Source organism: Microbacterium kribbense (genome assembly GCF_039537285.1).
Classification (GTDB): domain Bacteria; phylum Actinomycetota; class Actinomycetes; order Actinomycetales; family Microbacteriaceae; genus Microbacterium; species Microbacterium kribbense.
Genome location: NZ_BAABAF010000002.1, coordinates 118,610 through 143,832, shown reverse-complemented (window position 1 = coordinate 143,832; position 25,223 = coordinate 118,610). Strand labels below are relative to the sequence as shown.

The window sequence follows — 25,223 nt, the reverse complement described above, 5'->3', positions numbered from 1 at the left end:
CTAGCGCGCGCCGAACGCGCGGATGCGGGCTTGCGCCTCGGGGGTGTCGAAGGCCGCGCCGATGGAACGGGCCTCTTCGCTCAGCTGGTCGGCGACGCTGCGGGTCGGCTGCGAGCGGATCAGGCGCTTGGCCTGGCCGTAGGCGCCGGATGCGCCCGAGAGCCAGAACTGCGCGATCTCGTTTGCGCGGGCGCCCACGGCGTCGCCGGCTGCGACCTCGGCGACCAGGCCCCAGGCCAGGGCTTCGTCGGCCGACAGCATCCGGTCGTGCAGCACGAGCTGCAGGGCGCGCCGCTCGCCGACCGCGCGGGCCAGCTGGGCGGTGACCGACAGGTCGGGCGTCAGCCCGATGTTCGCGTACAGGCTGCCGATCTTCGAGTTCGCCCCGACGATCGCGTAGTCGCTGGCCATCAGGATGCCGAGGCCCCCGCCGGCGGTCGTCCCCTGGGCGGCCGCGACGACCGGGATGGCGGACTCGGTCAGCGAGCGGATGCCCTGGTTGATGACCTCGGCCAGCGCCGTGATGTCGGCCCCGCTGCCCATCGTCTCGGCCATGTCGCGCACGTCGCCGCCGGCGCAGAACGAGCGACCGGCGGCATCCAGGATGATCGCGCCGACGTCGTCGCGGCTCGTCGCCTCACGCGTGACGCCGGCCCAGGCGCGGGCGGCGTCGGCGTTGAACGCGTTCAGCCGCTCGGGCCGGTTCAGCGTGATGCGGGCCAAGCCGTCCTCGACGTGCAGCAGGATCGGATCGCTCATTTCGGTGCCATCCGGATCGCGCCGTCCAGGCGGATCGTCTCGCCGTTGAGGTAGCCGTTGTCGATGATCGACAGGGCCAGGCGCGCATACTCGTCAGGGGTGCCCAGCCGCGCCGGGTACGGCACCTGCTGGCCGAGCGAGGCCTGTGCGGCCTCGGGCAGGCCCGCGAGCATCGGCGTCTCCATGATGCCGGGCGCGATCGTGCACACCCGGATGCCGTAGCGGGCCAGTTCCCGCGCGATCGGCAGCGTCATCGAGTGGATGCCGCCCTTGCTCGCGGAGTAGGCGGGCTGTCCGATCTGGCCGTCGAAGGCCGCCACGGATGCCGTGTTGACGATCACGCCGCGGTCGCCACCGGCGGTCGGGTCGGTCTTGCTGATGACGGCGGATGCCTGCGCGATGACGTTGTAGGTGCCGATCAGGTTCACCTGGATGATCTTCGCGAACGCGCCCAGCGGCGACGGGTCGCCGTCGCGGCCGAGGACCTTCGCCGGCGGCGCGATGCCGGCGCAGTTGATCACGACCCGCAGCGGGCCGGCCTTCGCGGCGATCTGCACGGCGGCGGCGACCTGCTCGGGGTCGGTCACGTCGGCGGGGGCGAACGTGCCGCCCAGCTCCGCCGCGACCTGCTCCCCCGCCGAGGCGGGCAGGTCCACGATCGTGACGTGCGCCCCGGCGGCGGCCAGGCGCCGCGCGGTGGCCTGGCCCAGTCCGCTTGCGCCACCGGTGACAAGGGCCGATGCTCCCGTGATCTCCATGCGTTCTCCTTCGAACCCGCCGGCAGGACCGGCTTCGACATTGAGTGCCAGCATACGCGGGACTCGGTGCCAGCAGCTGCGTCACCGGCACCTGTGCCCAGGGTAGCCCGGGTGGGTGTTGACTGGGAGCATGGAGATTCGGGTGAAGCGCGTCTACGACGAGCCGGCCGCATCCGACGGGTTCCGGGTGCTGGTGGACCGGTTGTGGCCGCGCGGGCTGTCGAAACAGAAGGCCGAGATCGACCTGTGGGACAAGGACGTCGCGCCCAGCGGCGAGCTGCGCAAGGCGTTCCATCACGACGACCTGCCGCACGACGAGTTCGAGAAGGCCTATACGGCCGAACTGGCGCAGAACCAGGACGCCCTGGCGGCGCTGCGCGGGCAGATCGCCGGGCACGACGTGGTCACGCTGCTGTTCAGCTCGCACGACGAGCAGCACACCCACGCAGGCCTGCTGCGCGCGGCGCTGCTGGCCTGACCGCGCGGCGCTGCGGCCTGACCGTGCGGGTCCTCCGGGCCGCGGGTCAGCTCACAGGGTTCGGAGGATCGCGCGCACTTCGGATGATTCTGCGCGATGCGTGCGATCTTCGTTGAATCGTTCGAAGTCTGTGAGCGCGCGCTTGCGGCGGCCGGGTGCGCACCGCGGGGACGTGGCGCGGGCTGACTCAGGCCGCGCGCCAGCGCGCGCGGGTGTCGCCCGCGGTGAGCGAGCACGTCATCGGCGTGCCCTTGACCGTGACGCCGGTCGCCCCGACCGGGCTGCAGAAGGACCCCGGATGCACGACCTTCGGGCTGGCCGGTGCCGACTTCGTCGGCGCGGGCTCGGCGGGCGCAACCTGCGTGGGCGCCGGCGCGGGGGCGACGGCGTTCGGCAGCAGCGCGATCGTGCCCGCCGTCGCTGGCTTCTGCGCGGGACAGGTCTGCAGGATGCGGGCCATCGCGTCATGCTCGGCCGCCGTCACCCATAGGTGGTACGCGGCCTTCACGGTGATCTGCCGTGCCACATATGCGCACCGGTAGCCCCTGTTCGGCGGCAGCCACGACGCGGCGTTGCTCGCCTGCTTGCGCTCGTTGCTCGGTCCGTCCACGGCGAGCAGGTTCAGCGGGTCGTTCGCGAGCGCCTCTCGCTGCGGCTGGCTCAGCTGCTGCGCGCCGCTCTGCCAGGCATCCATCAGCGCCACGACGTGGTCGATCTGCACGGCGTTCGACGTGCCCTCGCCGCGGACGAAGCTGATCGTGGCGCCCGTGTACGGATCGTTCAGGATGCCGCTGAGCACGAGGCAGCCGTGCGTGCCGGCCTTGACCGTGACGTGCGTCAGGTCGCGGCGCAGGATGTCGTTGCGGGTGTCACAGCCGTTGCGGTCGACGTCCTTCCATGCCTGCCCGAACACGACCGGTCGGTCGTAGCCGGTCTTCGGCGCGCGACCCTTCACCGGAACCGTGGCCAGCAGCGCCAGCGCGGTGCCGGCGGACGGTGACGGCGTCGCCGTCGCCGTCGGCGACGGCGTGGGCGTGGGGGTGGCCGAGAAGCCGGTACTCGGCGGCGCGGAGACGACCTCGGCCGCCGGCTGGGGCGCGGCATCCATGCCCCCTGTCGCGCCGTAGACCCCGGTCCCCGTCAACACGGCCGCGCACGCGAGGACCGTGACGAGGGCTCCGGCCTTGCGGCCGGCCAGGCCCAGCCACGACGGGCGGCGGGTGAGCAGCGTGTACAGGCCCGAGACCAGCGCGATCAGCCCGGCCGACATCAGCAGCCCGCCGACGCCGGTGGACAGTCCCGCACTCAGCAGCAGCACCGCCGACAGCGCCGCGCCGACCCACAGCGTCGGCCGCCGCCACATCCTCTTCGTCATCCCGCGCCCACGGCCGCGCTCATACTGCGGCCTTCTTCATTCGTCACCGCATCGGAACACCCGCGGCCGAACGCCCGCAGATGAGAACCCTCTCATAGTACCGCCGGTGGCATGCGCCGGGCAGAATGGGCCCACGTCCATCCCCGCCGGGCCGATCGAGATCCCCGGGCGGGTCCGGACCCCGGAGCAGGGTGCGCTGACGCCGGTATGGCAGAGCGGAACCGGCGGGTTGACCTTCCGCACCGACGACGCCCGGTACCTCACGTGGGTCCGCGTGATCCGCAGATGCCGAAGCCGACCGCCTCGCCCGGGCGGCCCCGTTCACCCCGGTGCCGCGGGTCCTTCAGGCCGGTACCGACGCGACGCACGGCTGGCTCGTGACCGCGGCTGTGGAATGCGACCTGACGTGGCAACGCCTGGCCGCGCGGGGCCTTCGACCGGGCGTCACGCGGGTGCGCGGAACCGGCCGCGCAGGTCAGAGCGCCCAGACGAAGGTCCAGGTGCCGGCCGTGACGGCGACGACGGCGGATGCCGCGGCGACGGCGAACGCGATCAGCACGAGCACTCCATCCCGCCGGCGCAGCACCGAAGGGCGCGCCCAGGTGCGGGCGCCGGGTGCGCCGAACCCGCGCGCCTCCATCGCGGTGGCCAGCTTCGCGCCGCGGCGGATCGCCAGCACGAACAGCGCGAACGACTGCCCCAGAAAGCGCCGCACCCGGCCCGCATCGGCCACCCCGCGGGCACGACGGGCCAGCGACAGTTCGCGCCAGTCCTCGATGAGCAGCCCGACCAGGCGCAGCCCGGCCAGGCCCCCCAGCACGAACCGGGCCGGCAGATGCAGCAGCTGCGACAGCCCATCGGCCAGATCGGTCGGGTCAGTGGTCGACAGCAGCACGATCGCCGGCAGCGCTATCGCCAGCACCCGCAGCAGGATCGCCAGCGCGAGATACAGCGACCCGTCGCTGATGTGCAGCAGCCCCCACTGCAGGTAGGTCGCACCGGACGGGCGGCCGTACAGCACGGTGGCGGCCGACGCCAGCACCGCGGCGGCCAGCAGCGGCCAGCAGCGCAACCAGATCATCCGCGCCGAAAGGCCCGACCACGGCAGCAGGGCGAGCACCAGCAGCAGCGTGACCCCGGCCGAGACCGGGTCGATCGACAGCAGCAGCGTGAGGGTGACCACCAGCACCGCGGCGAACTTCGCGACCGGGTTGAATGACGACACCCGTGCAGCGGGGTCGGCGGCCAGCAGGCTCATGACACGCTCACCCCCGGCGCCGGCACGCCCTCCAGCCGCAGCTCGTCGTCGGCGAGCGCGTCGACCAGGCTCCGGTCGTGCGTGACGAACGCCACCGCGGTGCCGTCGACGCGCACCTGGTCGATCAGCTCGGCCAGCTCGCGCCAGGTGCGGGCATCCTGCCCGTAGGTCGGCTCGTCCAGCACCAGCACCTGCGGACGGGTGGCCAGCGCCGCGGCAACGGTCAGGCGCCGCTTCTCGCCGCCCGAGAGCGTGAACGGGTTCACCGCCGCAAGGCGCGTCAGCCGCAGCCGCTCCAGCAGCGGGTCGACCCGCGCGGCGACCTCGGCGTCGGGCAGCCGCAGCGCGCGCGGGCCGACGGCCAGCTCGTCGCGCACCCGCACCGTCAGCAGCTGGTGGTCGGGCTCCTGGAAGACCATCCCGATGCGGGTCAGCAGCTGCCGCGACTTCCACTGCGCGGGCCGGGCGCCGAGCCCTGACCGCAGCGCCTCGGTGGCGGCGAGGTCGCCGCCGGCCGGCGCGATCAGCCCGGCCATCGTCATCGCGAGCGTGGACTTGCCGGCGCCGTTGGGTCCGGTCACGGCGAGCGCCCGGCCGGCGTGCACCGACGCCGAGATGCCGGATGCCGCCACCTCCGGGATCCGGGCACCGAACGCCGTGCGCCCGACCGACAGCTCGCGCAGCCGAAGCAGCGGCCGCCCCGGGCCGGTCGCATGTGCACGCGGCGAGCGCCACGGCGCCGCGTGCGGCACCCACACCCCGGCTGCGGTCAGTTCGGCCGCATGCTGCGCGAACACCTCGGCGGGCTCGCCGTCGGCCAGGAGCCCGTCCTCGCCGAGCACGATGACCCGGTCCATCTGCTCGGCCCACAGGTGCACCCGATGCTCGACGACGATCAGGGTCGCGCCCCGCGTCGACGCGAGCACGGCGTCGCGCACCGCCGCCGCGCCGTCCGGGTCGAGGTTCGCGGTCGGCTCGTCCAGCAGCATCAGCCCGGGTCGCATCGCGAGCATGCCGGCCAGCGCGAGCCGCTGCTTCTGCCCGCCCGACAGCTTCGCGGTCGGATGGTCGCGGCCCAGTCGCAGCCCGACCGCGTCGAGCGCGGCATCCACGCGGCGCCAGATCTCCTCGCGCGGCACGCCCAGGTTCTCGCACGCGAAGGCGACGTCGTCGCCGACGCGGGCGAGCACGACCTGCGCATCCGGGTCCTGCAGCACGAGGCCGGTCCGCCCGCGGGCGGCGATCGGGGGCAGTCCGCCCACGAGCAGCTGCCCGGACTGCTCGCCGTCCTCCTCGTCGCCGAGCACGCCGGCCAGCGCCCGCATCAGCGTGCTCTTGCCCACGCCGCTGGCGCCCAGCAGCAGCACCCGCTGCCCGGCGGGGATGTCGAGGTCGAGCCCGCGCACCGCGGCACGACGGCGGCCGGCGTGCCGCCAGCCCCACCCGCGGGCGGCGACGGTGACGGGGCGCTCGGTCAGGGTCACGGCGGCCTATGCGGCGTCGGGCGATTCCGCCTCGCGCGAGCGTGCCTCGCGGCCCGCGCCGAAGCGGTCCAGCGCGCCGGTGGCCGCGAGCGCCCGCACGATCAGCCACGAGACGAGCCCCGCCAGCAGGATGCCGGAGACGATCGCCGCGCCGAAGTAGACGGCGCGGAAGACGCCGGACTGCGCCGCGACCGACGAGAAGTTCGTGTCGAGCACGGCGGTGGAAAGACCTGCGACCGCGCCGGAGACGAGCGCGCCCAGCAGCTTCCAGTTCGCGTAGAACAGGATCGCGAAGCCGATCTCGGCGCCGATGCCCTCGATGACCGCCCACAGGAAGGTCAGCGGACCCCACTGGGTGCCCACCGCCATCGACACGACGCCGGCGACGATCTCGGTGTACAGCGCGGCGCCGGGTTTGCGGATCACCAGGCCGCCGAGCACTCCGGCGAACAGCCACCCGCCGGCGAGCAGTCCCTCCAGTCCGGGCAGGAACGCCAAGGCAGTGGACAGCGGCGTCCACGCCTGCCCCCACACCCAGAAGATCACACCGGCGGCGACGCCGATGACGCTGGCGGTGACGATGTCGACCACGCGCCAACGGAACCGCCGAACGGATGCCGGTGTGGATGCGACTGCGGATACTTGCATTTCTGCTCCCTTCCTGCGCTGGCATGACCCAGATCAGGTTCGACGGTCGAAGCTGTGGCGCTTCCTCTCAGCCCGGCACACCGGACTCCCGTGGTTATGTCCTTGAGTATACCGTGCGCGGCGTCCGATAGCGTGAGCGGGTGAGATCTGCCGACGCACCCCGCGCCCTGTCGTGGTGGGACGAATCGTCGGTGGCCGTCGCACCGGCGCACGGCGCGGGTGACGCGGGTGCCGGGGGCCCGGCCGCGTACACCGACCAGGCGGACCTGCCGCCGATGGTGTGGCTGCTCAGCGCCCGGCCGCGCCGCTCGGCGCTGCGGCCCGGCGTGCTGGTGCCGATGGGGCTGATCGTGGCGATCGTGATCGCCTACTGCGTCACGATGATCGTCTGGCCACTGCAGGCCGTCGCCCCGACGGTGCAGCGGGCGCAGGTGTCCGCCGTGACCGCACCGGCGGCATCCTTCACCTGGCCGAGGGCCGGCGCCGCCGGCGTGGGCGTGAAGGGGTTCGGCGCCCCGGCCGAGTCCGCCCAGAGCCAGAGCGCCATCGCGAGCATCACGAAGGTCGTGACGGCGCTGCTGGTGCTGGATCGGATGCCGCTGAAGGTCGGCGAGCAGGGGCCGGACTTCCGGTTCGGCTACGCCGACCGGGCGCAGTACTGGCAGTATCTGCGCCGCAACGAGTCGGCGCTGGACGTGCCGGTGGGCGGCGTGCTGACCCAGTACCAGATGATGGAGGGGATGCTGATCGCCTCGGCGAGCAACTACGCGGCACGGCTGGCGGGCAATCTGTGGCCGACCGATCAGTCGTTCGCCAGCGCCGCGTCGGGCTGGCTGGACGCGCACGGCATCACCGGCATCACGATCACCGACCCGACCGGGTTCGACCCCGGCAACACGGCCACTCCGGCGGCGCTGATCGAGCTCGCGCAGCAGGCGATGGCCAATCCGGTGATCGCCGAGATCGTCGCGAAGAGGTCGGTCACGCTGCCCGGGGCCGGCACCATCACCAACACGAACGAGCTGCTGTCGGACCTGGGCGTGGCGGGGCTGAAGACCGGCACCCTCGACGGCTACAACGTGGTCGCCGTCAAGGACATCACAGTCGGCTCGACGCAGGTGCGCGTCGCGGCGGTGGCGCTGAACCAGCCGGACTCGAAGACCCGCTGGCGCCTGGCGCGTGACCTGTTCGCGCAGGTGCAGACGCAGCTGCAGGCCACTCCGGCGCTGCCGGCGGGCACTGTGGTCGGCACGGCGCGCACGGTGTGGGGCGAGCGGGTGCCGGTGGTGACCGCCACCGCCGCAAGCGTCGTGCTGTGGAACGGGGCGTCGGCGACGACGACCGCGACGATCGCGCTCGGCGACCATCGCGGCACCGGCGACCGGGTCGGGACGCTGACGGCGACCGGGCCGCTGAACACCGTCACCGTCGACGTGGCACTGCAGCACGACATCGACGGGCCGAGCCCGTGGTGGCGCATCACGCACCCGCTGCAGCTGCTCGGGGTCGACTGAGCGGGCTGCGCCCGCGTCACGCGAAGGTGACGACCTGCTGCAGGCGGGTGCGCACGTCGAAGATCTCGTTGCCGCCGATCTCGTGCGCGCCGGGGACCCCCTGGCGCAGCACGTTGCCCAGCACGCCGCGCGCACACACCACGGTGCGCACCCCGCGCACCTTGCCCAGCTGGGCCACCGGCTCGAGCACGTCGTCGTCGGGCAGCACGACGATCGCAGCACCGAAGCGCACCCGTCCGTCGCGGGCGACGGTGCGGATGCCTGCCACCAGATCGGCGATCGGGGTGCCGACCACGGTGTCGCCGATCAGTTCGCCCCGCCGGGTGCGCACCGGGCCGCCGCGGTCCTCAGAGAGGATGCCGTACAGGCCCGATGGCGCCAGCACGATGTGATCGATCTTCTCGTTCGGTCGGTGGCCGGCGGCGACGTCATGCCACACGGTGTAGCCCATGCCCAGCTCGCTCAGGATGTGGGCGGTGGCCTCTTCGGCGAGCGCGTCGGCCAGCAGACTGCGGATCTCGCGCGGCGCGCGGCGCACCAGCGCTGGGTCGTATGGGTCGGTCAGCGTGACGCCGCGACCCGCCCATTCCCGGATCAGACCGAGGTACTGTTCGCGGCGCCGGCCGCCCGGCTGGCCGTACATCCGGGCACGCGGACGCGTGTCGCGGCGCGGCGCGGGGGCGTGCCATCCACTCCACTGCGGCGCCTCGACCCGCCCGAAGCCGTGCCCGCGATCATAGGCGGAACGAGCCTCGGCGGTGCCGACCAGCCGCCAGGCCTGCTGCACCTGGATGAACACTGCGGCATCCCCACCGGTGTCGGGATGGCTCTGCCGCAGCCGCAGGCGGTAGGCCTTGCGGAGGGCCTCGTCGGAGGCCTCGGGCTCGACCTGCAGCACTTCGTACGCCGAAGCGGACAGTGGACTGTCGAACACCGATCCTCCTCGCACATCGCCGACCGGTACAGGGTACCGGTCGGCGATGTGCGCTCTCTGCCCGGAGTGGGCAAAGTCACGGAATGCAGGATGTCACTTGAGGATCAGGATGTCCTGCCCACCCGTGGTCGTGGTGATGTCGTTGCGCGAGACGAGCGGGGAATCCGGCCCCTGCGCCCAGATGCCGTAGAACTGGTCGCTGATCGTGTTGCGGGTGATCACCGTGTTCACGTTCTGCTGGCCCAGGTACGGGTCCGTCATCCGCGAGTCGACCTCCACACCGATCGTGGTCCCTGCCATCCAGTTGTTGCCGGAGAGCAGGTTGCGCGTGACCGTCACGTTCTTCGTCATCGAACCGGGGGCAGCAGCGTGCACGATCACTCCGGACTCGCCGGAGTCGGTGACGGTGTTGCGGCTGATCATGATGTTGCTGACGACGCTGCTCGGACCGTTGCTCTGCGCGACGATTCCGCCGACGTCTCCGGGCTGCATCGTGCCGCGAATCGTGTTCTGCGTGACGGTGACGTCATCGACGGTGTTGCCGCTGTTGAAGGCCGACACGACGATGCCGCAGCCCGCGTAGTTCGCCCACAGGGTGTTCTGGGAGACCGTCACGTCGCTGACCGGAATGGGTGCGGGGTAGGTCGGCAGCCCGACGACGCGGCCCGGATCGAAGGGGCCGTTGTCCATGATGCCGATGCCGCCGCGGCCATTGTTGTACACGGTGTTGCGGCCCACCGTCGCGTGCGAGACACCGAAGAGGCTGATCGCGAAGGCCTGATCCAGCTGCCCGGTGACCGGCGGCGTCCCCGGAGGATACGGAGCGGCCGGCGCATGGAACCCGTTGCCGGTGACCGTTGAGCGGGTCAGCGTGAGATACGAGGTGTTCTCGGCGAGGATGCCGGCCGCGTTCGCACCGGTCACCTTCACCTGATCGATCGTGACGTTCGCGGCGTCCACGTAGATGCCGACATCGCAACCCGTCGCATTCACCGTCCGCTGCGAGATCACCTGCCCCGGCTGAGCAACCACCGCCGCGGTGAAGCCGGAGTCCCCCGCCGTCTGACAGCCGGTGTCGGCGAATGCCGCCCCCGACCCGATCAGTCCCATCGCACCGATCGTCGCGGCAGCCGCGACTGCGGCCGCCGTCCGTCTTCCCCATAGCACTGATGTCTTCATCAGTCCTTCTTTCGTTGTATTCCCCAGGATGTCGACATCGACCGGACCGTGCGACGTAGGCGAATAGCAACGTGGGCGTCGGGCACGACCGTGCGCGGCGCGCATCGTCGATGTCCCAGCTGCGCACGACGACGCAAGGCCCCAGCGCGCAGACGTTGCACAGTGTAGACCCGAGCGCGGCATCACCGATAGAGTGCGCCCCGCATCAGCCCCAGAGCGGCACCGGCGGGACGTGCGCGAAAGCGGCAGCGACCGACTCGATCGCGTCGGGTGTGGCGGGGTTCCACCGCGGGTTGCGATCCTTGTCGACCAGCTGGGCGCGAATGCCCTCGACGAGGTCGGGCTGAGTGTGCCCGAACCACTGCACCAGGCCGTACTCCTGCGCGAGGGCCGCGCGCAGATCGGGCAGCCGGCGGGCGCGGCGCACGGCTTCGAGGGTGACCGCCATGCCGGTCGGCGACAGCTCGCTCATCACGTCGGCGGTGGCGGATGCCTTCGGCTCGTCTCGTGCGCGCAGCCGCTGCACGATCTCGGCGACGGTGTCGGCGGCGAAGGCGTCATCGATCCAGGCGCGCGCGCCCTCGAGCCGGGAGGGTGCCGGCATCTCCTCGAACAGCAGCACGATGCCGGTCGGCGTGGGCGGATCGGTGCGCGTCTGCAGCGCTTCGCGCACGGCGTCCAGCCGGTCGCTGGGCACGAGGTGGTCGGCGAAGCCGGCATAGATCGCGTCAGCGGCATCCATCGTCGCCCCGGTCACCCCGAGATACTCGCCGATGCGCCCGGGCGCCCGGCCCAGCAGCCAGGTGCCGCCGACGTCGGGGGTGAAGCCGATGCGCGTCTCAGGCATCGCCAGCTTCGACCGCTCGGTGACCACCCGGATCGCGGCATGACCGGCCAGGCCGATGCCGCCGCCCATCGTGATGCCGTCGGCGAGGGCGACAACGGTCTTCGGATACTCGGCGATCCGGGCGTTGAGTGCATACTCGGCGAGGAAGAACGCCGCGGTGTCATCGGCGTGACCGGACGTGATCTGGTCATAGAGGCTGCGCACGTCGCCGCCCGCGCAGAAGCCGCGGTCGCCGGCGCCGTCCAGGACGACGAGGTCGACGTCCGGGTCGTGTTCCCAGCGGTCCAGCGCGCCGGCCAGCTGACCGATCATATCGAGGTCGAGCGCATTGATCGCACGCGGCCGGTTCAGGGTGAGCCACCCCAGGCCGCCGTGCGCCTGCGCGATCACGGTGGGCTGCGGCGGGTGGGGCGCTGTCTGGTGCGGCTCGGTCACGTTCGCCAGATTACCCGGGGAACCAGATCAGAACGGATTTAGTGCCGTGTGCAACGGCACGAACGAGGGATCTTCCGCAAGGATAGGGGGGACACTGCCCGCAACGACGAGAGGCTCGGCATGCCCGAAGGCCAGGTGCTGGAGTTTTCCGGACTGTCCAAGCGATTCGGCTCGATCCTCGCTGTCGACAGCCTGACCGCGCGCGTCGAACCGGGTGCGGTCACCGGCTTTCTCGGTCCGAACGGCGCGGGCAAGACCACGACGCTGCGGATGCTGCTGGGACTCGTGCGTCCGTCGGCCGGCCAGGTCACGATCGGCGGCATGCCATACGCCAAGCTCGCGCAGCCCCTGCAGACGGTCGGCGCCGTGCTGGAGTCATCCTCGTTCCATCCCGGGCGCACCGCCGCGAACCACCTGAAGGTCTACGCGCAGGCGGCGGGTCTGCCCGCAGCGCGAGTCGACGAGGCGCTGGGCGTGGTCGGCTTGGCCGATGTGGCGGGGCGCAAGTGTGGCGGATTCTCGCTGGGCATGCACCAGCGGCTGGGCCTGGCCGGTGCGCTGCTGGCCGACCCGGGCGTGCTCGTGCTGGATGAGCCGACCAACGGCCTGGATCCGGAGGGCATCACCTGGATGCGCGGCCTGCTGCGCGAAATGGCCAAGCAGGGACGCACCGTGCTCGTCTCGTCGCACCTGCTCGCCGAGGTGCAGCAGACTGTGGACCGGCTGATGATCATCTCCGCCGGCCGGCTCGTGTTCCAGGGTGAGATCGGCGACCTGACCGACCCGTCCGAATTCGCCACCGTGGTGGACGCGCCCGACCGCGCCGCGCTGGTGGCGGCGCTGGAGCAGGCGGGCATCTCCTATGAGCCGCTGCGCGCAGGACTGACCGTGCGCGGTGTCGACGCCGTCGGAATCGGCCGGATCGCGGCCGACGCCGGCGTCGCGCTGTCGGTGCTGCAGCGGCGCGGGCCCGCGCTGGAAGAAGTCTTCTTCGGCCTGGTCAACGGACTGCGCATGCACCCGTCGGGGCAGGGCGCCGCAGGTGCGCCGGGCGCGTCCGCGCCGGCAGCTGCTCTCGCCGCCGTTGCGACGACCGGCACAGCCTCCGAGTCCGCTGAGGCCGCGGGCGATGCCGGCACCGGGCCCGGTGCCGCGGATGATGCCGCACCCGAGGCCGGTACCCCGGATGACGCTGCACCCGACGCCACCATGGGCGATGCCGCCGGCGACGATCCGGGTGGACCCGACGGCGAGGCCTCCGATGAGACCGGCACCGGCGCAGAGCCGGCCGAGCACAGCGAACCGGAACCCACCGCCGCGCCGGACACCGCCGGCGCCGACGACGACGCCACGCCGGATGCGGGCGAACCGGCCGGTGCGGCCTTCGCCGTCGCCTCCACCGGAGTGATCGACATCGTCACGGCGGATGCCGAGGCCGAGCCCGAGACCGAAGCCGCAGGAGCCGAATCCGAACCGGCAGAGCCCGAGTCCACGCGCGCCGAGGAGGAGGTGGTCGCCGGCGAGCCCGAGCAGCTGCCCGAGGACGACGGGCGCCACGAGCAGCAGACCGAATCCGACGTCGCCGCCGACGAGTTCTTCCACTCCTTCGACGAGGACGGCACGCAGCAGCAGCCATCGGGCGAAGAAGCGGAGGATGCGGCATCCGACACCGACTCCGACGCCCCCGACGGAGGTGACCGGCGATGAGCCTGACCGCAGCCACCCGCTCCGAGTCCACGAAGACGTTCACCACCGCGATGTGGTGGATCCTGGCGCTCGTGCTCGTCGTCTACGTCGCGATGACCGCCGGCGGTCTCGGGTTCGTGTTCGGCGCCTCCGCGACCGGCCACCTGCCGACCGGGGCCAGCGGAGCGCATATCCCGAAGGCCGGCCTCGCGCCGGTGCTGTATAGCATCGCCTCATCGATCGGGTACGTCTTCCCGCTGCTGATCGGCACGCTGATGGTCACGGCGGAGTTCCGGCACAAGACCCTCACCCCGACCTTCCTGGCCACGCCGCGCCGCGGCCTGGTGCTGGGCGCCAAGGTCGTCGTCGGCATCGGCATCGGCGTGCTCTATGCGGTGCTCGCGATCATCGCGGCCGTGGGGCCTGCGGCCGGGTTCCTGGCCGGCTTCGGGGTGAACACCGAGCTGGACGCGGCCGACACGTGGGCCATGCTCGGCCGGATCGTCATCGCGTTCGCGCTGTGGGTGCTGGTGGGCATCGGCGTGGGCGCGCTGGTGCGCAACCAAGTCGCCGCGGTGGTGATCGTGCTGGCCTTCACGCAGTTCATCGAACCGCTCGGCCGCGTCGCCGGCTCGCTCGTGAAGGGCCTCGGCGACGTCATGCAGTATCTGCCCGGAGCGGCCAGCGATGCGCTGGTGGGCCAGAGCGTCTTCACCTCATTCGGCGGTGCGGGCGGCGGTGCGGTCGTGCAGCTGGACTGGTGGGTCGGCGGCGTGGTGCTGCTGGGCTACGCCGTCGTGCTGATCATCCTCGGTCACCTGCTCAGCTGGCGCCGCGACGTCAGCTGAGGTCAGGCGGTGGCCGGGCGGGGCCCGGCCGTGCGCGGCTTGCGCACGGGTGCGGCGACGATATCGACCACGTCGGCGAACTGGGCACCGGCATCCAGCCGCAGCGCCTTCACCAGTGCCAGTCCGTGCCGGGTGGTCAGCACCAGACGCTGGAACTCGTCGTGCCCCTCCAAGTCGATCACGACGCTCGGACGACGACGGCGGATGATGGCGAAGTCGCGGCCGCTGGCCGACTTCCACGACCCCATCGCCACGGCGGACGGAATGTAGGTGCCCGGGTCGGCCACACCGCGCAACCACGTCCAGGCGTCGGCGGTCAGCTGCACCTTCGTGATCTGCGAGCGCTCGATGATCACATTCCGTTTGCGGAATGCGAGTGCGTGCTCGGTGACCGACAGCACGATCTCGAGCTGTGTCGAATCGAGCAGCAACGTCACCATGCCTCCAGTCTGCCAGCGTCGGCGCGCGCACGCCCGTTCATTTGCTCACAGTGCGGCAACAATCACCGGTGCACGCCGGTGCACCCACGGCGATGCGAGACTAAGACGGTGACGACTGTCGAGCCCGCCTCCGTGCGCGACCTCCCCCCGGTCTCGTCGGCCCTGGACGCCGCCGCCGCAGGGCAGTCGCTGGACGTCGCTGCGGCCGAGGCGCTGCTGACGGCCACGGGAGCCGATTTCGACCGGCTGCTCCAGGTGGCGGCATCCCTGCGCGACCGGGGCCTGGCCGCGGCCGGGCGCCCCGGTGTGATCACCTATTCGCGCAAGGCGTTCGTGCCGCTGACCACGCTGTGCCGCGACCGCTGCCATTACTGCGCGTTCGTGGACACCCCGGGCCAGCTGGCCGTGCTGCACAAGCCGGCGTACATGTCGCCCGAGCGGGTGCGGACGGTCGTGCACCGCGCGCAGGCGATGGGCTGCAAAGAGGCGCTGATCACACTGGGCGAGCGCCCCGAGGACCGCTGGCCGCAGGCGCGCGCCTGGCTGGACGAGCACGGCTACGCATCGACCCTGCACTACGTCGCCGCGACGGCGCGGATGATCACCGCCGAGACCGGCATGCTCGCGCACCTGAACCCGGGGGCGATGTCGCTGGCCGAGATGACGGCGCTGCGGCCGACGGCTCCCTCGATGGGGATGATGCTCGAGACGACCTCCGAGCGGCTGTTCCGGGAGCCGGGCCAGGCGCACTACGGGTCGCCGGACAAGGATCCCGCCGTGCGGCTGCAGGCGATCGAGGATGCCGGGCGGGCGCGCATCCCGTTCACCACCGGGATCCTGGTCGGCATCGGCGAGACGCTGCGCGACCGGGCCGAATCGCTCATCGCGATCCGCGACGCGCATGCGCGGCACGGGCACGTGCAGGAGGTGATCGTGCAGAACTTCCGCGCCAAGCCGGGCACCGCGATGCGCGACGCGCCCGACGCCGACCCGCACGAATACCTCGCGGCCGTCGCGACGGCGCGGCTGGTGCTGGGCCCGGGCATGCACATCCAAGTGCCGCCGAACCTGTCCGACCCCGACCAGCTGGCCCTGCTGGTGGCCGCCGGGATCGACGACTGGGGCGGGGTGTCGCCCCTGACGGCCGACCACGTCAACCCGGAGCGGCCGTGGCCGCGGGTGGAGCGGCTGGCCGAGCGCACCGCCGCACTGGGCTTCACGCTGGAAGAGCGGCTGACCGCGCACCCGGAGTACGTGCAGGGCGCCGCGACGTGGATCGACCCCGGCCTGCACGGCGCGGTGGCGACGCTGGCCGACGGCCGGACCGGGCTCGCACGCGCCGGCGACCGGCGCCGCGCGGCCGCGGGTGTCGCAGAAGCCGGCTCGCACGCGCTTTCCAGCTCCGGACGGGGCGCGAACGGCCGATCCGGCCTGCCGTTGCCACCGGGGAACGACCGGCCCGGCTCTCAGGTCGCCGGCTCGGGGATCGCCGGGCTCGCCGAGGCGGCGGCAGCGGACCCCGAGGCCCTGGACGACGCCGAGTGGGTGGCGCTGCTGGAAGCCGACGGCACCGACCTGGACGCGCTGACCGAGACCGCCAATGACGTGCGCCGGTTCACGGTCGGCGAGGCGGTGAGCCTCGTGGTCAACCGCAACCTGACCACGACCGGCTTCGGCGAGCTGTTCGGCCTGGACGACGTGGGCGCGATCGCCGCCGACGCATGGGAGCTGGGCGCGACCGAGCTGTGCATCCAGGGCCGGCTGCCCGCCGCCGCCGACCCCGCCGCGTACCTCGAGATCGTGCGCGCGGCGAAGGCCGCCGTGCCCCGCCTGCACGTGCACGCCTACCGCCCGCAGGATGTGTGGGACTTCGCCGGGCGCATCGACCTCGATCTCGATCGCGCCCTCGAGGCGCTGCTCGAGGCCGGTGTCGGGTCGGTGCCGGGCACGGGGGTGAAGGTGCTCAGCGAGCGGGTGCGGCGCCTGGTGGCTCCCGACGATCTGCCGACCGGCCGCTGGATCGAGGCGATCACGGCCGCGCACGAGGCCGGGTTCACCTCGACGAGCGTGCTGTTCTACGGGCACGTCGAGACCGCCGCCGAGCGCGTCGCGCACCTGCGCGAGCTGCGCCGCATCCAGGACGAGACCGGCGGCTTCACCGAGTTCGTGCCGATCCCGCTGCCGGGCCCCGCCGGCGGTGTGCCGCTGGTGCCGGGTCGAGCCACGATCGACGAGCACCGGGCGATGGTCGCGGTGTCGCGGCTGCTGCTGTCGGGCAGCATCCCGCACATCCAGATCCCCTGGCCGCGGCTGGGCCAGGCCACCACGCGCACGCTGCTGCTGTGCGGCGGCGACGACCTGGGCGGCGCGCTGCTGGACGGACGGGTCCTGCCCGAAGCCGGCGTCGAGTGTGGCCGGCAGCTGCCGGTGCCGGAGGCCGCGGCCCTGGCCGCGCACCTGTTCCGCCCGTTCCACCAGCGCACCACGCAGTACCGCGAGCCCGATCCCGACCGCAAGGCGGCACTGCGGTGACGCGCGTCCAGGTGGCCATCGTCGGGGCCGGATTCGCCGGCCTCGCCGCCGCGATGGCGCTGCGTTCGGTCGGCATCGACGACCTGGTGATCCTCGAGCGAGCGGAGTCGATCGGCGGAACCTGGCGCGACAATACCTACCCGGGCGTGGCGTGCGACGTGCCCAGCCACCTCTACGGCTTCGCCGCGCACCCCAACCCGGGCTTCTCCCACGTGTTCGCGCGCGGTGGCGAGATCCGCGCCTATCTGGAGCGCGTCGCCGACGCCGAGGGCATCCGTCCGCTGCTGCAGACCCCGATGCTGGATGCCTCGTGGGACGCGGCGACCGAGACGTGGGGCATCCGCACCGGGGGTGCCCTGCCCGGCACGATCACCGCCGACGCGCTGGTGCTGGCCTGCGGACGGCTGACCGAGCCGCTGATCCCGGACATCCCCGGTCTGCAGTCCTTCCCCGGCCCGATCTTCCACTCCGCCCGGTGGGACCACGACGTCGATCTGGCCGGTGCGCGGGTGGGCGTGGTCGGCACCGGGGCCTCGGCGATCCAGCTGGTGCCCGAACTGGCCCGGACCGCCGCGGTGACGCTGTTCCAGCGCACTCCGGCGTGGATCGTGCCCCGCGAGGACCGCGACTACTCCGCCGGCGAGCGCGCCCGCTTCGCCGCCGATCCGCAGCGGCTGGGCCGGCTGCGCGCCGACCTGTACGCCGAGGGCGAGGCGCGGTTCGCGTCGCGTTCCGGAGACGCGAATGCCGCCGCCGCGGCCCGTGACATCGCGCTGGCCCACCTGCGCGCCCAGGTCGCCGACCCGCGGCTGCGCGCCGCGCTCACGCCGGACTATGCGTTCGGCTGCAAACGGGTGCTGCTCTCGGACGCGTTCTACCCCGCCCTGGCATCGGGCGCCGTCCGGCTGGAGGCATCCGCCCTCGTCGCCGTCGACGGCCGCACCTTGACCGCAGGAAGCGGGCGCACGCACGCCGTCGATGCGCTGGTGCTGGCCACCGGATTCCAGTCCACCCGGCAGCCGTACGCCGAACTCGTCCACGGCGAGAACGGGTCACTGGCCACGCACTGGGCGGCGGGGATGACCTCGTTCGGCTCGACCGTGGTCGCCGGGTTCCCGAACCTGTTCGTGCTGGACGGGCCGAACGCGTCACTGGGGCACAACTCGTCGGTGCTGATGATGGAGGCGCAGGCCGGTTACACGGCCCGCGTCCTGGCCGCCCGCACCGGCGTGCTGCGGGTGGACCCTGCTGCCGAGGCGGCGTACACCGCCGAGATCGACGAGGCAGCGGCATCCACCCCCTGGCTGTCCGGCGGCTGCCGGAACTGGTACGTCGATGAGCGGTCCGGGCGGCTCACGCTGCTGTGGCCGGGCACGGTCGACGCGTTCCGGGAGCGGCTGGCCCGGACATCCGGCTCGGAATTCCTGCCCACGACGGTGACGAAAGGCGCACGGTGACACTGCGATTCGGCTATAAGGCCTCCAGCGAGCAATTCGGCCCCAATGAGCTGCTGCGTTTCGGCGTGCTGGCCGAGCAGGCAGGGTTCGACTCGGTCTTCCTGTCCGACCACTTCCAGCCGTGGATGCACGAGGGCGGCCACGCGCCGGCCACGCTGCCGTGGCTGGGGGCGCTCGGCGCGCAGACCTCGCGGGTGCTGATCGGCACGTCCGTGCTCACGCCCACGTTCCGGTACCACCCGGCGGTGATCGCGCAGGAGTTCGCGACGCTCGGGGTGATGTTCCCCGAGCGGGTGATCCTCGGGGTGGGCACCGGCGAGGCGCTGAACGAGGTCACCCTGGGCCTTGCCTGGCCCGACCCGCCGGAGCGGTTCCAGCGGCTGAAGGAGTCGATCGGCCTGATCCGGGCGCTCTGGCGGGGCGAGCGGGTCACCTTCGACGGCACCTACTATTCGGTGCGGGATGCCACCGTCTATGACCGCCCCGACCGCGAGGTGCCGATCTACATCGGCGCATCGGGACCGGCCGCGACCCGGCTGGCCGGGCGGATCGCCGACGGCTACATCACCACGAGCGGCAAGGACCCGGCGCTGTACACCGACACGCTGCTGCCGGCGCTGCACGACGGGCTGAGCAAGGCCGGGCGCGGGGTCGACGAGGTCGACACCCTGATGGAGGTCAAGGTCTCGTACCATCCTGACCGCGCCACGGCACTGGAGAAGACCCGGTTCTGGGCGCCGCTGGCGCTGAGCCCGCAGCAGAAGCGCGACGTGCACGATCCGCTGCAGATGCAGCAGCTGGCGAAGCAGCTGCCGATCGAGCAGGTCGCGTCGCGGTTCATCGTCTCCACCGACCCCGACGAGCACGTCGAGCAGATCGGCCGGTACATCGACCTCGGCTTCCGGCACCTGGTCTTCCACGACCCCGGATTCGACCAGGAGGAGTTCCTGCACACGTACGGCACCGAGATCCTGCCGCGGCTGCGCGCGAAGTACGGGCAGTGAGCCAAGGGCCCGGCACTCGTGCAGTATGTGCGGCGCTGCGATCCGAGGGGTGCGACGGCGGGTGCGTCGCCGCGACAGGAGGGGCGCGTGCAGAACTCCTTCGATCGGACGCCCCGGAGCGCGCACTGAGCTCCCAGCGGGCGGGCGACCGCGATGTCTGAGGAGTTCTGCACGGACTGGACCGTCGTCATCCCGGTCAAGCCCGCCGCGATCGGCAAGTCGCGCCTCGCGGCGACCGGGTCGGCGCGGGCAGACCTGGCCCGCGCGATAGCGCTGGACACGATCGCCGCGGCGGCCGCGGTGTGCCGGGTGATCGTGGTCACCGACGATGCCGAGGTCGCCGCCGCCGCGCGCGGGCTGGGTGCGGACGCCGTGGCCGAGACGCCGTCTGCGGCGTCCGACGCGGACGGCACCGCAGAGACGCCGGCGCGCGGGCTGAACGCGGCGATCGCGACCGGCGTCGCCGTCGCGCGCGCCGGCGGCGCGACGAACTGCGCGGCGCTGCTCGGCGACCTGCCGGCGCTGCGGCCGGCCGACCTCGCCGCGGCACTGCGCGAGGCGGCGACGGCCGACCGCGCCGTGGTGGCCGATGCCGAGGGCACCGGTTCGACGCTGGTGACCGCGCGCGCCGGAGTGCCGTGGGCCGCGTCCTTCGGCGACGGCTCGTTCGCGCGGCACGTCGAAGCCGGGTGCGTGGCGCTTCACCTGCCGGATGCCTCGACCCTGCGCCGCGACGTCGACACCCCCGCGCAGCTGGCCGCCGCCGCCCGGCTCGGCCTCGGCCCGCACACGATCGCGGTCCGGTCGGGTGGCCGGTGAACGGCCCGCCCCCACCGCTGGCGGCGGTTCGGGCCGGTGGCCGGGCCTGACCGGTCTCAGCGCTCCAAACCCGCCGCCAGCAGCTCGATGAGCAGCCGCTCGACCAGCGGCGACGGCAGCGCCTCGACCAGCGCGAGCACCGGCGCCATGGCGCCGAGCCCTTCGGGCCTCAGCAGTCCGGCGGCCTCGAGGATCCGCACGGCGGCCTCCGGGTCGATCGCACCGGCGGACGCGCCGACCTGATCGCCGAGCAGCCCCGCGGCCAGCGCCGCACCGTCCAGGTGCGCCCGCCCGCGCACCTCGTCGGCGGCGGCGGACGCGGCGGCGACCAGCTCATCGATGACGCGCTCGGTCACCGGCGTCACGGTCATGTGCGCGGTCGCCGGCAGTCCGGCGCCGGCCGGCTGCGCGCATGCCGGCTGCATCTGCACCGCGAATCCGTGCGCGCCCATCGCGTCGGCCCACAGGTGCGGGTCGACCCGGCGCGCCGGATCGGTCTCATCGGCGGCCACCGCGACCATCGGCCCGGTCGGCACCCCGACCACGCGCAGCCCGTCGATCCGACCGACCGCCGCGACGATCGCCGCCGCAGCCCGCGCGGTCCGGCCGATCAGATCGCGGAATCCGTCGACGCCCAGCACCTGGATGATCGCCCAGGCGGCGGCCAGCGGCCCGGCCGACCTCGACCCGAGCAGCGTCGCGTTGACCACCGGATACCCCGGCCACGAGCTGGTCGCGAACCACTGGTGCCGCTGCCGCTCGCGGCCGCGCTGCAGCAGCACCGAGACGCCTTTGGGCGCGTAGCCGTATTTGTGCAGGTCGGCCGACAGGCTCGTCACACCCGGCACCGCGAAGTCCCAGTCCGTCGCCGCCGCGCCGGGCGCGCCATCCGGCCAGAACGCCAGCGCGAATCCGCCGATGCACGCGTCCACGTGCAGATCCACGCCGGCGGCGCGGCACGCCGCGGCCACGTCGGGCACCGGGTCCAGTGCCGCGTGCGGATAGCTCGGCGCGCTGACCACCGCAAGCGCCACGTCGGCCCCCAGCCGCGCCGCCAGCACCGCGGCATCTGCCCGCCCGCCGTCCGGATCGACGCCGACCAGATCGAGATCCAGGTCGAACAGCGCCGCCGCCTTGCGGAACGCGGCATGCACGCTGATCGGCGCGAGCAGCCGCGGCCGGCCCTGCCCGCCGCGGGCGCGCCACGCATCGCGCGCCGTCTTGACCGCGAGCAGGCAGCTCTCGGTGCCGCCCGAGGTCGCGGTGCCGGTGACGTCGGCATCGGCATGGAACACCCCGCGGGCGAAGTCGACGACCTCGCGCTCGATCACCGCGACCGAGCGGAACGTCGTCGGATCCAGCCCGTTCACCGGCTGCATCGCACGGATCGCGCCGGCGGCGACCTCGTCGAGGTCCGGCCGGCCCGAGTCGTACACGTACGACAGCAGGTGCCCACCGTGCGTGGGCGCGTCCATCGCGCGCAGCCTCTCAAGCCGGGTGAGCACATCCTCGGGTGTCATGCTGCCTCCTGATCGACCAGATCGATATCGGCCCGGCGCAGCCGGTACCGCGCCAGAGACGCCAGGCTGATCAGCGTCAGCACCGCCGGCACGATGCTGAAGCCGACGGCGATGCCCACCACCGCGCCGGTCGGCTGGGTGACGGTGACCCCCGCGACGGTCTGCACATAGCCGGTGATGGTCAGGATGACCGTCAGCAGCGCCGCCCCCAGCGCCATGCCGGTGGTCTCACCGGCCGTCCAGATGCCGCCGAACACCCCCGCCTGGCCGGGGCCGGTGGTGCGCGCGTCGTGCGAGATGACATCGGGCAGCATCGCCATCGGCAGCGCCTGCATGCCCGCGTACGCGGCACCGGCGAAGCCCACCGACACGTACATCCAAGCTCCCGGCGTCCAGATCGCGAACGTGAGGGATGCCGTTGCCAGCGCGAACAGGACCGACGCCGCCGCGAACGCGCGCTCCTTGCCGATGCGCTGGGAGATCGCGTTCCACACCGGCGAGAACGCGATCGCCGGGGCGATCAGCGCGACGAACAGGAACGTGAGCGCATCGCTGGAGTGCATCACCCAGACGGCGACGTAGTTCGCACCGGCCAGCATCAGGCCCGTGGCCAGCGCCTGCAGCAGGTACGCGCCCAGCAGAGCGCGAAACGGCGCACTGCGGCGCAGCGCCGACAGCCCCGGCCGGTACCCGGCCGACAGCCGCGCGCGCACCGCGCCGCGCCCGCGCGCCTCCCGCGGCGCGATCGTGGTGGCCACCAGCATCCCCAGCGCGATCACCACGCCCGCGACCAGTGCCATGACCAGGTAGCCGGTGTAGGCGCTGCCGATCCCGCGCAGCAGCGGGCCGCCGGCGCCGAACAGCAGGATCGCCAGGCTCAGCACCGCGACCCGCGAGGTCAGCAGCCGGGTGCGCTGGTCGTACCGCTCGGACAGCTCGGCCGGCAGTGCGATGTAAGGCACCTGGAACAGGCTGAACGAGGTGGATGCCAGGATGAAGGCCACTGTGACCCACAGCGCCGACAGCGTCGGCGCCATGCCGCCGGGCACCGCGAACGTCAGCAGGAAGAACACCGGCAGGGTGAGCGCTCCGAGCGTCATCAGCCGGTGCCGCGAGCCGGTGCGATGCAGCGAGCGGTCCGAGACCGCCCCGATCACCGGGTCGACCAGCACGTCCCACACCTTCGCCGCCGAGACGGCGATGCCGGCCACCCAGGCGGCCACCCCGAGGGTGTCGGTCAGGTAGAACACCAGCACCAGGCCGGGCAGCGTGGCGAATCCGCCGGTGCCCAGCGATCCGATCGCGTACCGGGTCACGACCGACGCCGGCAGCAACCGCTCCGTTCGGGCCATGCCCCGATCCTAGATCGGCGGGCCGGCGCACCCCGGCATCTCCCGCCGGGCTATGCCCGCAGCGCCGCCTCGGCGAGGGCGGTGCCGGCGACGACATCGGTCATCCACAGCGGCGCGACGACGGCGCGGATGCCGAGGGCATCGACCGCCGGCGCCAGGGCGGCGTCTTCTTCGGCCAGCAGCCAGGCGTCCAGCAGGCCGCCGGCGCCACCGGCGCCATAGTGGGCGGCCACGGCATCGGCCGACGTGGCGACGCCGATCGCGGCGAGGCACACGTCGGCCATGCCGCGCACGACGCGACCGCCGATGATGCCGGACACCCCCACGACACGGGCAGGCGCCGCCCGGACGGCTTCACGGATGCCGGGCACGGCCAGGATCGGACCGATCGAGACGACCGGGTTGGACGGCGCCAGCAGGATGACGTCGGCGGCGCGGATCGCCTCGAGCACTCCGGGTGCCGGCGTCGCGGTGTCGATGCCGGGGTTCTCGAACGCGGCGGGCTCAAGCGTCGCGCGGTGGCGCGTCCACCACTCCTGGAAGTGCATCCGCCGGCCGTCGCCGAGCAGCACGTGCGTGTCGACCTCGGCGTCGGTCATCGGCAGCAGCCGCACGCCCAGCGGCCAGCGCTGCGACATCCGCGCCAGCACCTGCGACGGGCTGAGCCCTTCGCGCAGCCAGCCGGTGCGGGCCAGGTGGGTGCCCAGGTCGAGGTCGCCGAGAGTGAACCACGGCCATCCGGCGCCCCAGGCCACGAGCTCCGCATTGACGCGTTCGCTGTCGCCGGCCCTGCCCCAGCCGCGCGCGGCGTCGTTCACGCCGGCCAGCGCGTACAAGATCGAGTCGACGTCCGGCTGCAGCCGCACCCCCGACAGCCACAGGTCGTCGCCGGTGTTGACGATCACCGTCGCCGGTGCGGCGCCGCGGGCGGCCAGGGCGGCGCGCACGCCCAGCGCGAACTTCGCGCCGCCGACCCCGCCGGCCAGCACCACGACGCGAGGGTGCACGCTCACGGGCGGATCAGAAGTGGAACTCGTCGGCCGAATGCGGCAGCGGCAGCGACGAGACGGCGGCGATCAGCGCATCGACGGTCTGCCTCGGCGCCACGACATCCACATCCAGGCCGACCTTGCGGGCATCCTTGGCGGTGCGGGGCCCGATCGCGGCGATCACCGTCTGGGCCGGGATGTCTTCGAACTGCAGCCGCACCTGTTGCGCGACCGAGCCGCTCGTGACCAGGATGGCGTTGATCCGGCCGTTCGCGACGTCGCGGGCGATGCGGTCGGTCACCGGCACCCCGACGGTGCGGTACGCGACCACCGAGTGCACGTCGTGCCCGGCCTGGATCAGCCGTTTGGTCAGCACGGGCTTGGCGATCTCGCTGCGCAGTGTGAGGATGCGGCGCGGGTCCGGCTCGAGCGCGATCATCTCCTCGGCCATGCCTGCGGCGGAGTTGTCCTTCTCGGGCACCAGGTCCACCCGGTAGCCGACGGCCTGCAGCGCGGCCGCGGTGGTCTCGCCGACGGCGGCGACCTTCGTGGTGGCGGGGATGGTCGCGCGGTAGGCGAACAGCACGTCGACGGTGGTCGCGCTGGTCAGCGTGAGCCAATCGAAAGCACCCGCGGCCAGATCGGCCAGCGCTGCCTCGAGCGTTGACAGATCCTCCGTGGGCGCGAAGTTGATCAGCGGGGCGACGACCGGCACGGCCCCTTGTGCGCGCAGCGTGGCGGCGACGCCGTCACCCCACGGACCCCCGCGGGGCACGAGAACTCGCCACCCCGACAACGGCTTATCGGCGGCGGCATCCAGATGCGATGTGGCTGTGTTCATCATGTGTGTTCAGGGTTCGACTCACGGATTTCGTCGTCGGCCGCCCTACGGATGAGCAACCGACGG

General features: G+C 72.6%; 22 protein-coding genes and 1 riboswitch. Of the genes, 8 read left to right on the top strand and 14 right to left on the bottom strand.

Features of this window, described 5'->3' with window-relative positions; all coding sequences use genetic code 11:
- Positions 1 to 759, bottom strand: coding sequence for an enoyl-CoA hydratase/isomerase family protein (locus tag ABD705_RS03815; protein ID WP_344780716.1), 759 nt, complete (start codon positions 757 to 759; stop codon positions 1 to 3).
- Positions 756 to 1,517 (bottom strand): SDR family NAD(P)-dependent oxidoreductase, encoded by a 762-nt coding sequence (locus tag ABD705_RS03810; RefSeq protein ID WP_344780714.1) that lies wholly within the window; start codon positions 1,515 to 1,517, stop codon positions 756 to 758. Before ABD705_RS03810 ends, ABD705_RS03815 begins: the two co-directional genes overlap by 4 nt.
- A gap of 130 nt (positions 1,518 to 1,647) precedes the next feature.
- Between ABD705_RS03810 and ABD705_RS03805 the strand changes: the two genes are divergently transcribed.
- On the top strand, positions 1,648 to 1,995 hold the full coding sequence (locus ABD705_RS03805) for a DUF488 domain-containing protein (protein WP_344780712.1): 348 nt from the start codon (positions 1,648 to 1,650) through the stop codon (positions 1,993 to 1,995).
- A gap of 187 nt (positions 1,996 to 2,182) precedes the next feature.
- Here the strand turns inward: ABD705_RS03805 and ABD705_RS03800 are convergent, their stop codons facing one another.
- The 4 genes from ABD705_RS03800 to ABD705_RS03785 all read right to left on the bottom strand — a co-directional run bounded on the left by ABD705_RS03800 (position 2,183) and on the right by ABD705_RS03785 (position 6,760).
- On the bottom strand, positions 2,183 to 3,370 hold the full coding sequence (locus ABD705_RS03800; protein WP_344780710.1) for an HNH endonuclease family protein: 1,188 nt from the start codon (positions 3,368 to 3,370) through the stop codon (positions 2,183 to 2,185).
- Positions 3,371 to 3,845: 475 nt separating this feature from the next.
- The gene (locus ABD705_RS03795) at positions 3,846 to 4,628 is read right to left on the bottom strand and encodes an energy-coupling factor transporter transmembrane component T family protein (protein ID WP_344780708.1); all 783 of its coding nucleotides are present in this window, start codon (positions 4,626 to 4,628) and stop codon (positions 3,846 to 3,848) included.
- Complete coding sequence (locus tag ABD705_RS03790) at positions 4,625 to 6,112, bottom strand: ABC transporter ATP-binding protein (RefSeq protein ID WP_344780706.1); 1,488 nt, start codon at positions 6,110 to 6,112, stop codon at positions 4,625 to 4,627. Before ABD705_RS03790 ends, ABD705_RS03795 begins: the two co-directional genes overlap by 4 nt.
- Before the next feature lie 6 nt (positions 6,113 to 6,118).
- Complete coding sequence (locus ABD705_RS03785; protein WP_344780704.1) at positions 6,119 to 6,760, bottom strand: ECF transporter S component; 642 nt, start codon at positions 6,758 to 6,760, stop codon at positions 6,119 to 6,121.
- A riboswitch (TPP riboswitch) is annotated at positions 6,754 to 6,862 on the bottom strand. (Overlaps the previous gene by 7 nt.)
- Before the next feature lie 38 nt (positions 6,863 to 6,900).
- Here ABD705_RS03785 and ABD705_RS03780 point away from each other — a divergent pair.
- Positions 6,901 to 8,274 carry a D-alanyl-D-alanine carboxypeptidase family protein gene (locus ABD705_RS03780; protein WP_344780703.1) on the top strand — a complete coding sequence of 458 codons (1,374 nt, stop codon included), beginning with the start codon at positions 6,901 to 6,903 and terminating at the stop codon, positions 8,272 to 8,274.
- A 16-nt stretch (positions 8,275 to 8,290) separates the two neighbouring features.
- Here the strand turns inward: ABD705_RS03780 and ABD705_RS03775 are convergent, their stop codons facing one another.
- The 3 genes from ABD705_RS03775 to ABD705_RS03765 form a co-directional block, all read right to left on the bottom strand.
- Positions 8,291 to 9,208 (bottom strand): DnaJ domain-containing protein, encoded by a 918-nt coding sequence (locus ABD705_RS03775; protein WP_344780701.1) that lies wholly within the window; start codon positions 9,206 to 9,208, stop codon positions 8,291 to 8,293.
- Between the two features lie 93 nt (positions 9,209 to 9,301).
- The gene (locus ABD705_RS03770; RefSeq protein WP_344780699.1) at positions 9,302 to 10,387 is read right to left on the bottom strand and encodes a right-handed parallel beta-helix repeat-containing protein; all 1,086 of its coding nucleotides are present in this window, start codon (positions 10,385 to 10,387) and stop codon (positions 9,302 to 9,304) included.
- A 205-nt stretch (positions 10,388 to 10,592) separates the two neighbouring features.
- The gene (locus tag ABD705_RS03765) at positions 10,593 to 11,669 is read right to left on the bottom strand and encodes an enoyl-CoA hydratase/isomerase family protein (RefSeq protein WP_344780697.1); all 1,077 of its coding nucleotides are present in this window, start codon (positions 11,667 to 11,669) and stop codon (positions 10,593 to 10,595) included.
- Positions 11,670 to 11,789: 120 nt separating this feature from the next.
- On the opposite strand from ABD705_RS03765, the gene ABD705_RS03760 reads away from it, so the two are divergent.
- Together ABD705_RS03760 and ABD705_RS03755 are read left to right on the top strand one after the other, a co-directional pair.
- Positions 11,790 to 13,376 carry an ATP-binding cassette domain-containing protein gene (locus ABD705_RS03760; RefSeq protein WP_344780695.1) on the top strand — a complete coding sequence of 529 codons (1,587 nt, stop codon included), beginning with the start codon at positions 11,790 to 11,792 and terminating at the stop codon, positions 13,374 to 13,376.
- Entirely contained in the window at positions 13,373 to 14,203 is an 831-nt protein-coding gene (locus tag ABD705_RS03755) for an ABC transporter permease (protein ID WP_344780693.1), read from the top strand. Before ABD705_RS03760 ends, ABD705_RS03755 begins: the two co-directional genes overlap by 4 nt.
- A 2-nt stretch (positions 14,204 to 14,205) precedes the next feature.
- Here ABD705_RS03755 and ABD705_RS03750 read toward each other — a convergent pair whose 3' ends face one another.
- On the bottom strand, positions 14,206 to 14,643 hold the full coding sequence (locus tag ABD705_RS03750; protein ID WP_344780691.1) for a hypothetical protein: 438 nt from the start codon (positions 14,641 to 14,643) through the stop codon (positions 14,206 to 14,208).
- A gap of 108 nt (positions 14,644 to 14,751) precedes the next feature.
- On the opposite strand from ABD705_RS03750, the gene cofG reads away from it, so the two are divergent.
- The 4 genes from cofG to cofC all read left to right on the top strand — a co-directional run bounded on the left by cofG (position 14,752) and on the right by cofC (position 20,455).
- Positions 14,752 to 17,175, top strand: coding sequence for a 7,8-didemethyl-8-hydroxy-5-deazariboflavin synthase CofG (cofG, locus tag ABD705_RS03745; RefSeq protein ID WP_344780689.1), 2,424 nt, complete (start codon positions 14,752 to 14,754; stop codon positions 17,173 to 17,175).
- Complete coding sequence (locus ABD705_RS03740) at positions 17,172 to 18,632, top strand: flavin-containing monooxygenase (RefSeq protein WP_344780687.1); 1,461 nt, start codon at positions 17,172 to 17,174, stop codon at positions 18,630 to 18,632. The genes cofG and ABD705_RS03740 overlap by 4 nt, the downstream gene beginning before the upstream one ends.
- A complete protein-coding gene (gene fgd, locus ABD705_RS03735; RefSeq protein WP_344780685.1) occupies positions 18,629 to 19,636 on the top strand; it encodes a glucose-6-phosphate dehydrogenase (coenzyme-F420) in 1,008 nt (335 codons plus the stop codon). The genes ABD705_RS03740 and fgd overlap by 4 nt, the downstream gene beginning before the upstream one ends.
- A 153-nt stretch (positions 19,637 to 19,789) precedes the next feature.
- Entirely contained in the window at positions 19,790 to 20,455 is a 666-nt protein-coding gene (gene cofC, locus ABD705_RS03730; RefSeq protein WP_344780683.1) for a 2-phospho-L-lactate guanylyltransferase, read from the top strand.
- A gap of 56 nt (positions 20,456 to 20,511) precedes the next feature.
- Here the strand turns inward: cofC and ABD705_RS03725 are convergent, their stop codons facing one another.
- From ABD705_RS03725 to ABD705_RS03710, 4 genes are read right to left on the bottom strand one after another with little or no spacing between them, the layout of a single operon-like run.
- Positions 20,512 to 21,975, bottom strand: coding sequence for a pyridoxal phosphate-dependent decarboxylase family protein (locus tag ABD705_RS03725; protein ID WP_344780681.1), 1,464 nt, complete (start codon positions 21,973 to 21,975; stop codon positions 20,512 to 20,514).
- Positions 21,972 to 23,327 carry an MFS transporter gene (locus tag ABD705_RS03720; protein WP_344780679.1) on the bottom strand — a complete coding sequence of 452 codons (1,356 nt, stop codon included), beginning with the start codon at positions 23,325 to 23,327 and terminating at the stop codon, positions 21,972 to 21,974. The genes ABD705_RS03725 and ABD705_RS03720 overlap by 4 nt, the downstream gene beginning before the upstream one ends.
- Before the next feature lie 50 nt (positions 23,328 to 23,377).
- Entirely contained in the window at positions 23,378 to 24,334 is a 957-nt protein-coding gene (gene cofD, locus ABD705_RS03715) for a 2-phospho-L-lactate transferase (protein ID WP_425562025.1), read from the bottom strand.
- 13 nt (positions 24,335 to 24,347) lie between these two features.
- Positions 24,348 to 25,157 carry a uroporphyrinogen-III synthase gene (locus tag ABD705_RS03710; protein WP_344780995.1) on the bottom strand — a complete coding sequence of 270 codons (810 nt, stop codon included), beginning with the start codon at positions 25,155 to 25,157 and terminating at the stop codon, positions 24,348 to 24,350.
- Positions 25,158 to 25,223: the final 66 nt, after the last annotated feature.